Below are 14,707 nucleotides of genomic sequence, written 5' to 3'. Positions count from 1 at the left end.
ATGATGTCGGCATGGTCCTGCACGCCCAACCCGCCGACCAGCCGGCCGACGGTGCTCCCGCGGAGGCACGCCTGGAAGCGTTCGAGGCGCCTCCCGAAACGGCGCTGGCTTCGCCGATCGATTTCAGCGCGCCCGCGCCGCTCGCGCCCAGCACGTCGCTGCGGAACCCGTTTCCGCCGATCGCCGACTACTCGTTCCTCTCCGACTGGGAGACGACGTGCCTGATCTCCCCCGCCGGGTCGGTCGAATGGCTGTGCGTGCCCCGACCCGACTCCCCGAGCGTGTTCGGCGCGATCCTGGACCGTAGCGCCGGCCACTTCCGGCTCGGCCCCTACGGCGTCTCGGTGCCGTCGGCGCGCCGCTACCTGCCGGGCAGCCTGATCATGGAGACCACCTGGCAGACCCACACCGGGTGGCTGATCGTGCGCGACGCGCTGGTGATGGGCCCGTGGCACGACATCGAGCGCCGCTCGCGAACCCATCGCCGCACCCCGATGGACTGGGACGCCGAGCACATCCTGCTGCGCACGGTTCGCTGCGTCAGCGGCACGGTCGAGCTGATGATGAGCTGCGAGCCGGCCTTCGACTACCACCGTGTCGGCGTCACCTGGGAGTACTCGGCCAACGCCTACGGCGAGGCCATCGCGCGCGCCAGCAAACAGCCCGACGCGCACCCGACGCTGCGGCTGACCACCAACCTGCGCATCGGGCTGGAGGGCCGCGAGGCGCGGGCGCGGACCCGGATGAAAGAGGGCGACGACGTGTTCGTCGCGCTGAGCTGGACGAAGCACCCGGCGCCGCAGACCTACGAAGAGGCCGCCGACAAGATGTGGCAGACCACCGAGTGCTGGCGGCAGTGGATAAACATCGGCAACTTCCCCGACCACCCGTGGCGCGCCTACCTGCAGCGCAGCGCGCTCACGCTGAAGGGCCTGACGTACTCGCCGACCGGCGCACTGCTGGCCGCCAGCACCACGTCGCTGCCCGAGACGCCGCACGGCGAGCGCAACTGGGACTACCGCTACGCCTGGGTCCGCGACTCGACGTTCGCGCTGTGGGGCCTCTACACCCTGGGCCTCGACCGCGAGGCCGACGACTTCTTCGCCTTCATCGCCGACGTGTCCGGCGCCAACAGCAACGAGCGCCACCCGCTGCAGGTGATGTACGGCGTCGGCGGCGAGCGCAGCCTGGTCGAAGAGGAGCTGCACCATCTCTCCGGCTACGACCACGCCCGGCCGGTGCGGATCGGCAACGGCGCCTACGACCAGGTTCAGCACGACATCTGGGGCTCGATCCTGGACTCGTTCTACCTGCACGCCAAGTCGCGTGAGCAGATCCCGGAGACCCTGTGGCCGGTGCTGAAGAAGCAGGTGGAAGAGGCGATCAAGCACTGGCGCGAGCCCGACCGCGGGATCTGGGAGGTGCGCGGGGAGCCGCAACACTTCACGTCGTCGAAGGTGATGTGCTGGGTGGCGCTCGACCGCGGGTCCAAGCTCGCCGAGCGGCAGGGCGAGAAGAGCTACGCGCAGCAGTGGCGGGCCATCGCCGAGGAGATCAAGAACGACATCCTCGAGCACGGGGTGGACTCCCGCGGCGTGTTCACCCAGCGCTACGGCAGCGACGCGCTGGACGCCTCGCTGCTGCTGGTGGTGCTGACCCGGTTCCTGCCGCCGGACGACCCGCGCGTGCGCAACACCGTCCTGGCGATCGCCAACGAACTCACCGAGGAAGGCCTGGTGCTGCGCTACCGGGTCGAGCAGACCGACGACGGGCTGTCCGGCGAGGAGGGCACGTTCACGATCTGCTCGTTCTGGTTGGTGTCCGCGCTGGTCGAGATCGGCGAGGTGAACCGCGCCAAGCGGCTGTGCGAGCGGCTGCTGTCCTACGCCAGCCCGCTGCACCTCTATGCCGAGGAGATCGAGCCGCGCACCGGGCGGCACCTGGGCAACTTCCCGCAGGCGTTCACCCACCTGGCCCTCATCAACGCCGTCGTCCACGTCATCCGGGCCGAGGAGGAGGCCGACGGTTCGGGGACGTTCCAGCCGGCCAACGCGCCGGTCTAGAACGCCTCAGCTCAGCGCGCCGACCTTGTCGAGGATGGCGTGCGCGATGTCGACGGCACGGGCCCGGGGATCGGCGCCGCGGTCCGACGGCTCCGTGTTACCGAAGAAGGCGACCTCGACCTCGACCAGGCAATTGCCACGGACGCCAAGCGCACGACCCGACGGGAGCGACGCCGAATCCGTGCTGCGCGAGGCAAACCCCATCGAAATGTCGGCCGCCACAACCGAATCCGCGGTCTGAACGCTGGCGATCGTGGCCTTGAGCCGGAAAACCGTGCCGGACAAGGGCATCGTCGTGCCATCGCATTGCTGCCACTGCCGGGCGAATTTGTCGAACAGCGCCTGGGCCTCCGCGGGGCCCGGCAAGCTGACCACGCCCTCCTGCACGCTGGTCACCTCAACGGACTTGGGCGCGTGCCGCCAGGTTTGCACCGCGACGTGGCGCACCTTGCTGGATTGATAGACGGCTCGCTGCAGCATGGACGCGACGCCCAGGCAGTCGCCGGGCGAGAGCCATCCGTCGTCCAGCAACGCGTCGGGTCCGCCGAACCGCGGCCGGAAGTGGGGGTCAATCCTGAAGGACTGGTTGAGGATTCGCGACAGCGCCCGGTGACCGAGTAGCACCTGTTTGATGGTTTGCCCGGTCAGCGATCGCGGAGCCATGCCCGGCGCCGGCCGAGCCGTGCCGTCGACAACCGTGGCGCAGCCGGCTGTCGACATCACGACAAGCAGCGCGGCCACGCTGCACCAGTGCCGTGCCAGGCGCGTGGGACATCGTCGCTGTGATTTACCTCTCATACGCGCGTCATTCATCTTTCGGCTCCTTTTAGTTCACCGAAAGTTTACTTTTGAAAGGTCCGGGCCGCAGTAGGACACACCGAAGCCTCAGCGGCAAGGCAGCAACGTCTCAGGCCGCGGTAAGGCGCCGCGTCAGCTCAGGGCGCTGACCTTGTCCATCATCGCGCGCGCGACGTCGATGCCGCTGGTGTCCAGGTTGCCCGATCCCGGGTCCGACGGGCGTCGGTCGCCGAAGAAGACTACCTCCACCTCGACGAGGCAGTTCAGCCGCACCCCGATGGCTCGCGCCTGCGGCGTGGGCCGCAGCGGTGGCATGTTGGGCAGCACCGACGTCGCGGTGTTGGTCGCCGCGACAATGGTTTTGGAGGCATCCGGCACGCGAACGTCGCTGATGACGATCGTGGTGCTGATGGGGCCGTTCTGCTCCGTCGTCGTGGTGCCGTTGCACTGCTGCCACTGCTGGGAGAACTGCGCGAACAGGGCCTGGGCTTGCGCGGCAGAAGGTAGGGCGACCACACCCTCGATGACGCTGATCACTTGCGCCGGATCGCCGTTGTTCCACCACGACTGCGACGCAACGTCTTTGACGTCCGCGGATTGGTAGACGCTTTTCTGCAGCATCGCCGTGACGCCGAGGCAATTGGCCGGCGACACCGATTCGTCCTTCTGGCTCAGCGCGTCGGGACCGCCGAACTCGACCGGCTTGCGGGTGGCGAAGGGCTGGTTGAGCATCCGGGACAAGGCGTCACCGTCGAGCAACACTCGCCTGACGGTGTCGCCGGAAAGCGGTCGCGGCTTCAGATTCGGCGCCGGCTTGGCCGTGCCATCCACGACCCCGCCGCAGCCCGCCGCCAACGCGGCGACCAACATCAAGGCCGTCGCGGGCCCAACTATTCGCACGGCTACTTCTTACCCTTGTCCCCGGCGGCGTCGGTGGACAGCGCGGCGACGAACGCCTCCTGCGGCACCTCGACCCGGCCGATCGTCTTCATCCGCTTCTTGCCTTCCTTCTGCTTCTCCAGAAGTTTGCGCTTGCGGGTGATGTCACCGCCGTAGCACTTGGACAGCACGTCCTTGCGGATCGCCCGGATATTCTCGCGGGCAATGATTTTCGACCCGATCGCCGCCTGCACCGGCACCTCGAACTGCTGGCGCGGGATCAGCTCCTTGAGCTTGGTGGTCATCTTGTTGCCGTATGCGTACGCCGAATCCTTGTGCACGATCGCGCTGAACGCGTCGACGGCCTCGCCCTGCAGCAGGATGTCGACCTTGACCAGTTCGGCCTCCTGCTCGCCCGCCTCCTCGTAGTCGAGGCTGGCGTAGCCGCGGGTGCGCGACTTCAGGGAATCGAAGAAGTCGAAGATGATCTCGCCGAGCGGCATGGTGTAACGCAGTTCCACCCGCTCGGGCGACAGGTAATCCATGCCGCCCAGCTCGCCGCGCCGCGACTGGCACAGCTCCATGATGGTGCCGATGAACTCGCTGGGCGCGATGATGGTGGTCTTCACGACGGGTTCGTAGACGATGCGGATCTTGCCCTCCGGCCAGTCCGACGGGTTGGTCACCCGGATTTCAGCGACCTCGTCGCCCCGGTCCTCTTTGACCACGCGGTAGACGACGTTCGGCGACGTCGAGATCAGGTCCAGGTCGAATTCGCGCTCCAGGCGCTCGCGGGTGATCTCCATGTGCAGCAGGCCCAGGAAGCCGCAGCGGAAACCGAACCCGAGCGCCACCGACGTCTCCGGCTCGTAGGTCAGCGCGGCGTCGTTGAGCTGCAACCGGTCCAGGGCGTCGCGCAGATCCGGGTAGTCCGAGCCGTCGACGGGATACAGCCCCGAGTAGACCATCGGCTTGGGTTCGCGGTAGCCCGTCAGCGCCTCGGTGGCGCCGTGCCGCGCCGTCGTCACCGTGTCGCCGACCTTGGACTGCCGGACGTCCTTCACCCCGGTGATGAGATAGCCCACCTCCCCCACCCCCAGGCCCTCGCTGGGCTTGGGCTCGGGCGAGACGATGCCGACCTCGAGCAGTTCGTGGGTGGCGCCGGTGGACATCATCGCGATGCGCTCCCGCGGGGTGATCTTGCCGTCCACCACCCGCACGTACGTCACCACGCCGCGGTAGATGTCGTAGACGGAGTCGAAGATCATGGCCCGGGTGGGCGCGTCGGCGTCGCCCTGCGGCGGCGGGACCTCACGCACGACGTGATCGAGCAGGTCGGCGACGCCCTCCCCGGTCTTGCCCGACACCCGCAGCACGTCTGCGGGCTCGCAGCCGATGATGTGGGCGATCTCGCCGGCGTAGCGGTCGGGGTCGGCGGCCGGCAGGTCGATCTTGTTGAGCACCGGGATGATGTGCAGGTCGCGGTCCAGCGCCAGGTACAGGTTCGCCAGCGTCTGGGCCTCGATGCCCTGGGCGGCGTCCACCAGCAGGACCGCCCCCTCGCAGGCCTCCAGCGCGCGCGACACCTCGTAGGTGAAGTCGACGTGGCCCGGGGTGTCGATCAGGTGCAGGACGTAATCTTGGTCCCCGACCTGCCAGGGCAGCCGCACGTTCTGCGCCTTGATGGTGATGCCGCGCTCCCGCTCGATGTCCATCCGGTCGAGGTACTGGGCGCGCATCGACCGCTCGTCGACGACGCCGGTGAGCTGAAGCATCCGGTCCGCCAGCGTCGACTTGCCGTGGTCGATGTGAGCGATGATGCAGAAATTCCGAATCTGCGCCGGCGGGGTGAAGGTCTTGTCGGCGAAACTGCTGATGGGAATCTCCTGGTCTGGGCCCGCTTGAGACCGCTTGAGCGGTGTGTCCAGGGTATCCGTGCGGGGCGGCCGGGACCTAGTTGGACACATTCGCGGCCGTCCGCCCGCGTCTATGCTGCGAATATGGCGTCTCCCCGCAAATCCCAGTGGAGGACCATCCAGCGGTTCGCCCGCAACGCGGTGATCTATGCGCAGACCGCCCAGGTCGTCGCGCGGGAGCTGCAGCACGCCGTGAAGCTCACCGCGACCGTCATCGCCGCGGCCGCACCACAGTCACCGGCCGAGATCGCGGCGGGGCGGCCGGTGACCCGCACCAGCTTTCCCACCGCCCACCGGGCGCGAAAGCTCGTGTACGCCCCGAACCTCGATGGCCGCGCCGATCCCGGCGAGATCGTGTGGACGTGGGTGGTCTACGAGGACGACCCCACCCGCGGCAAGGACCGGCCGGTGCTGGTCGTCGGCCGCGACCGCCGCGTCCTGCTGGGGCTGATGGTCTCCAGCCAGGAGCGGCACGCCGGTGACCGCGACTGGGTCGGGATCGGGGCCGGCGCCTGGGATTACGAGGGCCGGGAAAGCTGGGTCCGCCTGGACCGGGTGCTCGACGTGCCCGAGGAGGGCATTCGCCGCGAGGGCGCGATCCTGGATCGCGAGATCTTCGACGTCATCGCCGCCCGGCTACGGGCGGACTACGCCTGGAGCTAGGCCGGGCCGTCAGCCCCGCCCGGCGACGATGCGGGCCGCAACGCGGCCGGCTGAGGAGCCGGGCAGTCAGCCCCGCCCGGCGACGATGCGGGCCGCAACGCGGCCGGCTGAGGAGCCGGGCAGTCAGCCCTGCGTGATGTAGGACTGCAGCTGCTGCTGCTCGGCCTCGAGTTCCTCCATGCGGGTCTTCACGACGTCACCGATGCTGACGATGCCGATCAGCTTCTTGCCGTCCAGCACCGGCACGTGGCGCACCCGGTTCTTGGTCATCAGCACGCTCAACGAATCGACCGTGTCGGATTTCGTGCAGCTGGCGACGTTGGCGGTCATGATTTTCGAGACGGGCCGCGATAGCACGCTGGCGCCGTGGGTGTGCAGTTGGCGAACGACGTCGCGCTCCGAGACGATGCCGACGACGCCCTCGTCGCCGACCACCACCATGGCGCCGATGTTTTGGTCGGCGAGGCCGGCGAGCAGCTCCTTGACGGTCGCGTCGGGGTTGATCGTCACCACCGCCGCGCCCTTGTTCCGCAAGACATCCGCAATCCGCATCAAGGCCTCCAGCCCGGTTGTGATCCGCTTCACATCAGGCTACGGCTAACTCGCCCGGCGGGAAAGCCAACACGAAAAGCGGCAACCGCGGGCTCCCATACCCTCCGATTCCCGGCCCAAACTCGCATCGGTCAAATGCGCCTGCCGCCCTGTGCGGCTTGCGAGGATGGGGCCATGATCGAGATCACCCTGCTGGGCACCGGAAGCCCCATCCCCGACCCGAACCGCGCCGGGCCGTCGACCCTGGTGCGGGCCGGCGGGCAGGTGTTCCTGGTGGATTGCGGGCGTGGGGTGCTGCAGCGCGCGGCCGCCGTCGGCGTGGGCGCCGCCGGGTTGTCCGCGCTGCTGCTCACCCACCTGCACAGCGACCACATCGGCGAGCTCGGCGACCTCCTGATCACCCGTTGGATCACCACCTTTGCGCCCGATCCCGCGCCGCTGCCGATTATCGGGCCGCCCGGCACCGCCGAGACCGTGGCGGCGACGCTCAAGGCGTTCGGCCACGACATCGGTTACCGGATCGCGCATCACGCCGACCTGAACGCGCCGCCGGCGGTCGAGGTGCACGAATGCACCGAGGGCCCGGTGTTCGACCGCGACGGGGTGTCGATCCGGGTCGCGCCGACCGACCACCGGCCGGTGGCGCCGACCATCGGCTTCCGCATCGAATCCGGCGGCACGTCGGTGGTGCTGGCCGGAGACACGGTCCCGTGCGCGGGCCTGGACGAACTGGCAAGCGGCGCAGACGCATTGGTGCACACCGTGATCCGCAAGGACATCGTCGTCAACATCCCGCAACAGCGGATACAAGACATCTGCGATTACCACTCCTCGGTGGAGGAGGCGGCGACGACCGCCGAGCGCGCGGGCGTGGGCACCCTGGTGATGACGCACTACGTGCCGGCGCCGGTGCCCGGGCAGGAGGAACAGTGGCGCGCGCTGGCCGCCACCAAATTCGGCGGGCGCATCGAACTCGGCGACGACCTGCATCGGGTCGAGGTCAACCCGCGGCCGTAGCCACCGTTCGACGAATATCGCTGCGGTGCAACGGCAATAGCGCGCCTGCGACCACCAGCCACGCCAGCGCCGAGACCCGCGCGATCGGCAGGATCACCGCGAGCGGCGGCCAGACCAAGACCAACGCCGCCGCTTCGGCCAGGGCCGCGATCGCCAGGCCGGCCCAGGCCAGCGGGCGCGGCGTCAATCCCAAGACGAGGCTGGGCACCGCCATGCCCGCCACCAGCAGCCCCAGCGCCACGATGTGGCCCGGGCCGCCGACCAGGAACACCAGGAAGTAGACGGCGCGGACCAGCGCGGCGTCGGCGCTGACGTCCGGCCGTGACAGCGTCCAGCCGAGCAACCCGGTCAGGCCCAGGGCACCCGCGGCCAGCGTCCCGCCGGCGAGGGCGATCGTCGCACCGGGGGCGGTGACCCCGAGTTGCCGCAACCGGGCGCTCGCCGTTGCCGCGTAGATCGCCAGCGGCACAGACGATCCGAACGCGGCCGTGGCCATGACTTGCACCGCGACCGGCTGGGCTCGGATGTACGCGATGACCGGGGCCGCTGGGCCGTAGGGCAACGGCATCACCCCGCCTAGCGCGACCCCGATCGCGAGGCCGCCGAACAGCAATCCGACACTCACGACGGCAAGCAACGCCAGCGGTGGTCCGCCCTGCCGCCGGCGGCCGGCGACCGGCCGATTTCCATCTGCTCGTGAATCGTTCATGCGATGAACGATATGCCGGGTTCAGCTAGTCCACAAGCCCGTGAATGATTCACATTAAGAATCATTCGCGAACGCTATGATGGCCCGGTGGCATCCGTTCCCGGCGACCGTCCCGACGGCGTGGCCTTCCTGCTGGCTCAGCTGGGCCATCACGCCGCGACGCTGTTCGCCGAACAGGTGGCCACCCTCGAGTTGACGCCGCCGCACGCAGGAATCCTGCGCGCCATCGCCGCGGAACCCGGCCGCAGCCAGCAGGCGCTCAGCGCCCAGTTGGGGATGCTGCCCAGCCGGGTCGTCGTCTACGTCGACGAACTGGAGAAACGCGGCTACGTCGAGCGGCGCCGCAATCCCGACGACCGCCGGTTGCACGCCGTTTACCTCACCGCCGCCGGAAAAAGGTTGATGCGCAAGCTCTCCGAGCTCGCACGCCAGCACGAGCTCCGGTTCGCCGCCACGCTCGACGCGAAGCAATACGGCACGCTGCGGGAGTTGCTCGCGGCGGTGGCACAGCAGCAGGGGCTGGCGCCGCATGTGCACCCCGGCTACAAAGCGATCGGTCGACTGGCAAACCCAACCGGTTGACCCTGGATAGCGATAGGATGCGCTTCGCCAGTACATCCACGACGGCGCGAGGTGCCGGATGTCGTTTGTAGTCGCAGGGCCACAAGCAATGCTGGAGGGCGCCGCCGATATGGCCGGCGTCGGTTCGGCGATCAGGCAGGCCAACGCGCTCGCGGCGACCCAGACGACTGCCGTGGAGGCCGCCGCCGCGGACGAGATATCCGTGGCCGTCGCCGCCCTGTTCGGATCGCACGGACAGAGCTACCAGGCCCTGAGCGCCCAGGTGACGGCGTTTCACGACCAATTCGTACAAAACCTGACCGCGGCCGGCGGCGCCTACGCCAGCGCCGAGGCCGCAAACGTCCAGCAGACCCTGCTCGGCCTGATCAACGCGCCCACCGAGGCGTTGCTGGGACGCCCGCTGATCGGCAATGGCGCCGACGGGGGGACCGTCGGCGGGATCGGGCAACCCGGCGGGGCCGGTGGCCTCTTGTTCGGCAACGGCGGCCGCGGCGGCGACAGCACTGCCGCGCTCGCGACCGGCGGTAACGGCGGGCCCGCCGGACTGATCGGCAACGGGGGTGCCGGCGGCCGAGGCGGGTCCGGCGACGTCATCAACGGGTTCGGCGGCACCGGGGGCGTCGGCGGCACCGGCGGGTGGCTGTTCGGCAACGGCGGGCCCGGCGGCCCCGGGGGCACCGGGGGAAGCGCCCCCGGCGGCCACGCGGGCGGCAGGGGCGGGTTCGGCGGGCAGGCCCTGCTGCTCGGCGCCGGCGGGGCGGGCGGCGTCGGCGGATTGGACAGCAACTTCGGCGGCATTGGCGGCGACGGTGGCAACGGCGCGCCTGGTGGACTGCTGTACGGCCCCGGCGGCGCCGGCGGCAACGGCGGCGCCGGCCTCCTCGACGGCGGGCTGGCCGGCCACGGCGGCCGCGCCATGCTGTTCGGCGACGGCGGGCCCGGCGGAACCGGCGGCAACGGCATGACCTTCGGTAGTAGTGGCGGGGGTGGCGGGGCCGGCGGGGCCGGCGGGGTATTCGGCAACGGCGGTGCGGGCGGCGGTGGCGGATTCGGCCTCCTGCAGGGCGGTGCCGGCGCCAATGGCGGATCCGCTGCGCTGCTGGGCCACGGCGGCGCCGGCGGAGTCGGCGGGGGCGGCGGCGGCGACGGTGGCGTGGGGGGTCGGGGCGGGTTCATCTACGGCGACGGCGGCTTCGGTGGTGGCGGCGGAGCGGGCACCACCACGCACACAGTGGGTGGGCACGGCGGTGACGGCGGCGCCGCGATCGGCTTGATCGGCAACGGCGGCAACGCGGGCGCCGGCGGGGCCGGCTTTGCGGCCACCGGGCCGGGTGGCGTCGGCGGCAACGGCGGGTCCGGCGCACTGCTATTGGGCAATGGCGGTCGCGGCGGTAACGGCGGCGCCGCGACCACGCCGTTGGGCGGATCCGGCGGTAGTGGCGGCAACGCTCAGCTGATCGGTTTCGGCGGCGCCGGCGGCACCGGCCTCGACGGCGGTTCCGGCGGAGTCGGCGGCGCGGGCGGCAAGCTGTTGGGCCTGCCCGGCCCGCACGGCTAGCGGTCTCCGCGTCGGGCTAGGCCAGCCGGGTGACCTCCACGACGACGTCGAGGTCGGTCGCGCCTTCGCCGGAGTAGATGCCCTTCAGTGGGGACACGTCGGCGTAGTCGCGGCCGACGCCCACGCTGACGTATTGCTCGTTGATCTCGCTCTCATTGGTAGGGTCGTAGTTCCACCAGGAGCCGATCCAGGCTTGCAGCCAGGCGTGGCTGCGACCGTCCACGGTGTCGCCGACGACGGCGTCATTTTTCGGATGCAGATATCCGGACACGTAGCGCGCGGGAATCCCCATGCCGCGCAACAGGATCAGGGAAAGGTGAACGAAATCTTGGCAGACACCCTGGCCGGCGTGCAGCGCCTCAAGGCCTGACGAGTGCACGCTGGTGGTGCCCGGCAGATAGTCCAGCTCCTCATGCACAAACTTGGCCGCGGCGACTACCGCCTCGGCGGGCTCGTGCCCTTTCGCGAGCCGTTTGTAGATGGGCCTCAGCCGCTTGGGGTCCGGGGTGCGGTCGGTCGGAGTCAGAAATTCGTCGAAGCGATCGATCACCGCCTCGGATTCCAGGTCGTCCCAGCCGACGTCGGTTTCGGGCCGCTCCGGCCGCTCGGTTTCCACGACCGAAGAAGACGTGACCGTCAGATCGGTGTGCGGCGCATGTAGGTCGAATGCCGTGACGGCGGTGCCCCAGTAGTCGGTGAAGCGATAGGAGCGGGTCGCCGGGATGGTTTCCACCCGGTTGAGGATGACGTTTTGCCGGGTGTCCGATTGCGGCGTCAGCCGAGCCTCGTTGTAAGACGCCGTGACCGCCGATTGGTAAGCAAATCCTGTGGTATGCACCACCCGGAGCCGCCACATCAGGTGTCTCCGTTGCGGGCAACCAGCTCAGCACTGTGACCGGCATCCGACCAAGCCACCCATGGTGTGACATGAAAGTACTGCTGCGACAAAGCCTCTCCGACGTCGTAGCACGTCTTCTGCAGGGCAGCCAGCCGGGTCTCGAGCGTGTCGAGTAATACCCCCGGCGGCATGAATTCCAGTTCGCTGCGCGCCTGTCCGAGCAGTCGCTGCGCTTCGACGGTGGCCCCCACCCGACTCTGTGGGTTGTGCACCAACTCTTCGATGCTGTGTTCGGCCAGCCTCAGCGAGTAGAACACCGATCGAGGGAACAGTCGGTCCAGCAACATGAACTCGACCACTCGACCGGCGTCGAGCGCGCCGCGGTAGGTGCGCAGGTACGTGTCGTGCGCGCCGGCCGAACGCAACAGCGTCACCCAGGCCGGCGAGGACGCGCTGTCCCCCACCCGTGACAGCAGCAACCGCACCGTCATGTCGACGCGCTCGATCGCGCGGCCCAACACCATGAAACGGTATCCGTCGTCACGGGACAGGGTGGAGTCGGCCAGGCCGGCGAACATCGCCGCGCGGCCCTCGATAAATGACAGAAATTCATGCGGGCCAAGACGTTTGGCGGCACGTTCGCGTTCGGGTAAGGCGTTGTAGGTGGTGTTGAGACACTCCCAGATCTCGATGGATGTCACTTCCCGCGCCGACTTCGCGTTCTCACGCGCCGCCGTGATCGCCTCGACGATCGACGTGCCACCACGGTCGTTGGTGCTGTAGGCCACCAGATCGGTCAGCGACCAGACATCCAATTCGTCATCGGGGGGCTCGACGCCGAGCACCCGCAACAACACCCGTGATGCGTGGTCGGGATCAACGCTCGAATCCTCCAGTAGTTGATGCAGCGCGACGTCCAGAATGCGTGCGGTGTCGTCGGCCCGCTCAACGTAGCGACCGATCCAGTAGAGCGCTTCGGCGTTGCGGGCCAACATCAGTGGACCACCCCTCGCTGCTGGTGTTGCTCTTGTTGCCGCTTCTGCTTCTGCTTCTTCTTCGGCGGCTCGGACTCGCCGGGATGGTCGCCGTTCGACTGCTGCTGGGTCGAATTGTCAACATCCGCCTTGGATTTCGGCAGCGAACGCACCACCTCGGCGGCCCCCAGCTCGCGGTCGGCCGCCGATGCGCGCGACGACGCCAGCACCCATGTGTCTTTCGAGCCGCCCCCCTGGCTGGAGTTCACCACCCGCGAGCCCTCCTGTAGCGCCACCCGGGTCAGACCGCCCGGGAGCACCCAGACGTCGTCGCCGTCGTTGACCGCGAACGGACGCAGGTCGACGTAGCGCGGAGCCAGGGAGCTGTCGATCTGCGTCGGCACCGTCGACAGCTCCATCATCGGCTGCGCGATCCAGCTGCGCGGATCGTCGCGGATCTTCTTCGCGACGGCGGCCAGCTCCTTCTCGGAGGCGTCCGGCCCGAACACGATGCCGTACCCGCCGGACCCCTCGACCGGCTTGATGACCAACTCGTCGACCCGCTCGAGCACCTCCTCGCGTTCGTCGGCTAGCCAGCAACGGAAGGTCTCCACATTGGCCAGCAACGGTTTCTCACCCAGGTAGTACTCGATCATCGTCGGCACGTAGGTGTAGACGAGCTTGTCGTCCCCGACGCCATTGCCGATCGCGCTGGAGATGACGACGTTGCCGGCGCGCGCGGCGTTGACCAGACCGGCGACCCCGAGCACCGAGTCGGCCCGGAACTGCAGCGGGTCCAGGAAGATGTCGTCGATGCGCCGGTAGATGACGTCGACCTGGGTTTCGCCCTCGGTGGTGCGCATGTAGACCTGGTTGTCCCGACAAAACAGGTCGCGGCCCTCGACCAGTTCGACGCCCATCTGGCGGGCCAGCAACGAATGCTCGAAGTAGGCCGAGTTGTAGACGCCAGGGGTCAGCACTACGACGGTCGGGTCGGCCTCGTTGGTGGCCGCGGAGTTGCGCAGCGCCCGCAGTAGGTGTGCGGCGTAGTCGTCGACCGCGCGCACCCGGTGACTGGCGAACAGGTTGGGGAAGACGCGGGCCATGGTGCGCCGGTTTTCCATCACGTAGGACACCCCCGACGGCGAGCGCAGGTTGTCCTCGAGTACCCGCCAGGTGCCCTTCTCGTCCTTGATCAAGTCGATGCCGGCTACGTGGATGCGCACGCCGTTGGGCGGGACGATGCCGGATGCCTGTCGGTGAAAGTGTTCGCAGGACGTGATCAGCCGGCGCGGGATGACGCCGTCGTTCAGGATCTCCTGATCGCCATAGATGTCGTCGAGGTACATCTCGAGGGCCCTGACGCGCTGGATGATGCCGCGCTCGAGCCTGGCCCATTCGGCGGCCGAGATCACCCGCGGCACCAGGTCAAGTGGGAACGGCCGCTCCTGGCCGGAAAGCGAGAAGGTGATGCCCTGGTCGATGAAGGCACGGGCCAGCGCTTCGGAGCGGGCTTCGAGGTCGGAGGCGTCCGACGGCGCGAGCTCGGCATAGATGCCCTTGTACGGGCCGCGGACATTGCCCTGGGCGTCGAACATCTCGTCGAAAGCCAGCGCGTAGGCGTCCGACGTCAGGTTGTAGCCGCCGAAAATCCGCTCGTAGCGCGCCACAGAACGCTTGGCACCTCGCGATCCACGCCTGGTTTTGTCCAGTTGAAGACTCACTTTTCAGATGCTGCCTCACATCGGCGTTCTGGCAGCCCACGGGTTCCCGTTTTGGGAGAAAACGTAACCGACTGATAACCTGGGCAGTCGCTATTGGGTGTGGGGCGCCCCCCGAAAAGCACCGCAAACACCGATTCGTAGAAGGAACTCACGCGTGGCCAACATCAAGTCGCAGCAGAAGCGCATCAAGACCAACGAGCGCGCCCGGCTTCGCAACAAGTCGGTGAAGTCCTCGCTGCGTACCGCCGTTCGCGCGTTCCGGGAGGCCGCCGACGGCGGCGACAAAGAGAAGGCCGCTGAGCTGCTGGTCTCGACCAACCGCAAGCTTGACAAGGCGGCCAGCAAGGGCGTGATCCACAAGAACCAGGCCGCCAACAAGAAGTCGGCGCTGGCGCGGGCCCTCAACAAGATCTGAGCACCGGGGCAGCTTCGTG

General features: G+C 68.5%; 13 protein-coding genes and 1 pseudogene. 6 read left to right on the top strand and 8 right to left on the bottom strand.

The features are described from left to right. Positions 1-11: 11 nt before the first annotated feature. Entirely contained in the window at positions 12-2,063 is a 2,052-nt protein-coding gene (locus AC5Y7V_RS15850; protein ID WP_499881038.1) for a glycoside hydrolase family 15 protein, read from the top strand. Between the two features lie 6 nt (positions 2,064-2,069). Here the strand turns inward: AC5Y7V_RS15850 and AC5Y7V_RS15845 are convergent, their stop codons facing one another. From AC5Y7V_RS15845 to lepA, 3 genes and pseudogenes are all read right to left on the bottom strand, one after another. Next, complete coding sequence (locus AC5Y7V_RS15845) at positions 2,070-2,804, bottom strand: sensor domain-containing protein (protein WP_499880969.1); 735 nt, start codon at positions 2,802-2,804, stop codon at positions 2,070-2,072. A 189-nt stretch (positions 2,805-2,993) separates the two neighbouring features. Continuing rightward, positions 2,994-3,761, bottom strand: coding sequence for a sensor domain-containing protein (locus AC5Y7V_RS15840; RefSeq protein WP_499880968.1), 768 nt, complete (start codon positions 3,759-3,761; stop codon positions 2,994-2,996). Between the two features lie 2 nt (positions 3,762-3,763). Next, positions 3,764-5,759 (bottom strand): annotated as a pseudogene (gene lepA, locus AC5Y7V_RS15835) (translation elongation factor 4). Between lepA and AC5Y7V_RS15830 the strand changes: the two are divergent. After that, the gene (locus AC5Y7V_RS15830; protein WP_499880967.1) at positions 5,741-6,319 is read left to right on the top strand and encodes a type II toxin-antitoxin system PemK/MazF family toxin; all 579 of its coding nucleotides are present in this window, start codon (positions 5,741-5,743) and stop codon (positions 6,317-6,319) included. The pseudogene lepA and the gene AC5Y7V_RS15830 overlap by 19 nt on opposite strands. Positions 6,320-6,442: 123 nt before the next feature. On the opposite strand, the gene AC5Y7V_RS15825 is transcribed toward AC5Y7V_RS15830, so the two are convergent. Further along, a complete protein-coding gene (locus tag AC5Y7V_RS15825) occupies positions 6,443-6,871 on the bottom strand; it encodes a CBS domain-containing protein (protein ID WP_499881037.1) in 429 nt (142 codons plus the stop codon). A gap of 174 nt (positions 6,872-7,045) precedes the next feature. Between AC5Y7V_RS15825 and AC5Y7V_RS15820 the strand changes: the two genes are divergently transcribed. After that, positions 7,046-7,888, top strand: coding sequence for a ribonuclease Z (locus tag AC5Y7V_RS15820; RefSeq protein WP_499880966.1), 843 nt, complete (start codon positions 7,046-7,048; stop codon positions 7,886-7,888). Here AC5Y7V_RS15820 and AC5Y7V_RS15815 read toward each other — a convergent pair. After that, positions 7,872-8,597 carry a hypothetical protein gene (locus AC5Y7V_RS15815; protein ID WP_499880965.1) on the bottom strand — a complete coding sequence of 242 codons (726 nt, stop codon included), beginning with the start codon at positions 8,595-8,597 and terminating at the stop codon, positions 7,872-7,874. The two genes, AC5Y7V_RS15820 and AC5Y7V_RS15815, sit on opposite strands and share 17 nt — an antisense overlap. Before the next feature lie 87 nt (positions 8,598-8,684). Between AC5Y7V_RS15815 and AC5Y7V_RS15810 the strand changes: the two genes are divergently transcribed. Both AC5Y7V_RS15810 and AC5Y7V_RS15805 read left to right on the top strand, forming a co-directional pair. After that, positions 8,685-9,179 (top strand): MarR family winged helix-turn-helix transcriptional regulator, encoded by a 495-nt coding sequence (locus AC5Y7V_RS15810; RefSeq protein WP_499880964.1) that lies wholly within the window; start codon positions 8,685-8,687, stop codon positions 9,177-9,179. 58 nt (positions 9,180-9,237) lie between these two features. Continuing rightward, the gene (locus AC5Y7V_RS15805; RefSeq protein WP_499880963.1) at positions 9,238-10,737 is read left to right on the top strand and encodes a PE family protein; all 1,500 of its coding nucleotides are present in this window, start codon (positions 9,238-9,240) and stop codon (positions 10,735-10,737) included. 16 nt (positions 10,738-10,753) lie between these two features. Here the strand turns inward: AC5Y7V_RS15805 and AC5Y7V_RS15800 are convergent, their stop codons facing one another. From AC5Y7V_RS15800 to AC5Y7V_RS15790, 3 genes are read right to left on the bottom strand one after another with little or no spacing between them, the layout of a single operon-like run. Next, entirely contained in the window at positions 10,754-11,593 is an 840-nt protein-coding gene (locus AC5Y7V_RS15800; protein ID WP_499880962.1) for a transglutaminase family protein, read from the bottom strand. Next, positions 11,593-12,570: an alpha-E domain-containing protein gene (locus AC5Y7V_RS15795; RefSeq protein ID WP_499880961.1), complete on the bottom strand. Its 978-nt coding sequence runs from the start codon at positions 12,568-12,570 to the stop codon at positions 11,593-11,595. Before AC5Y7V_RS15795 ends, AC5Y7V_RS15800 begins: the two co-directional genes overlap by 1 nt. Beyond that, complete coding sequence (locus AC5Y7V_RS15790; protein WP_499880960.1) at positions 12,570-14,273, bottom strand: circularly permuted type 2 ATP-grasp protein; 1,704 nt, start codon at positions 14,271-14,273, stop codon at positions 12,570-12,572. The genes AC5Y7V_RS15795 and AC5Y7V_RS15790 overlap by 1 nt, the downstream gene beginning before the upstream one ends. A 154-nt stretch (positions 14,274-14,427) precedes the next feature. Between AC5Y7V_RS15790 and rpsT the strand changes: the two genes are divergently transcribed. Further along, complete coding sequence (gene rpsT, locus AC5Y7V_RS15785) at positions 14,428-14,688, top strand: 30S ribosomal protein S20 (protein WP_066930353.1); 261 nt, start codon at positions 14,428-14,430, stop codon at positions 14,686-14,688. Positions 14,689-14,707: the final 19 nt, after the last annotated feature.

The organism is Mycobacterium sp. NGS34 (genome assembly GCF_059812845.1).
The sequence above is the reverse complement of the archived record's forward strand: the minus strand, read 5'-3'. Positions and strand labels throughout refer to the sequence as shown.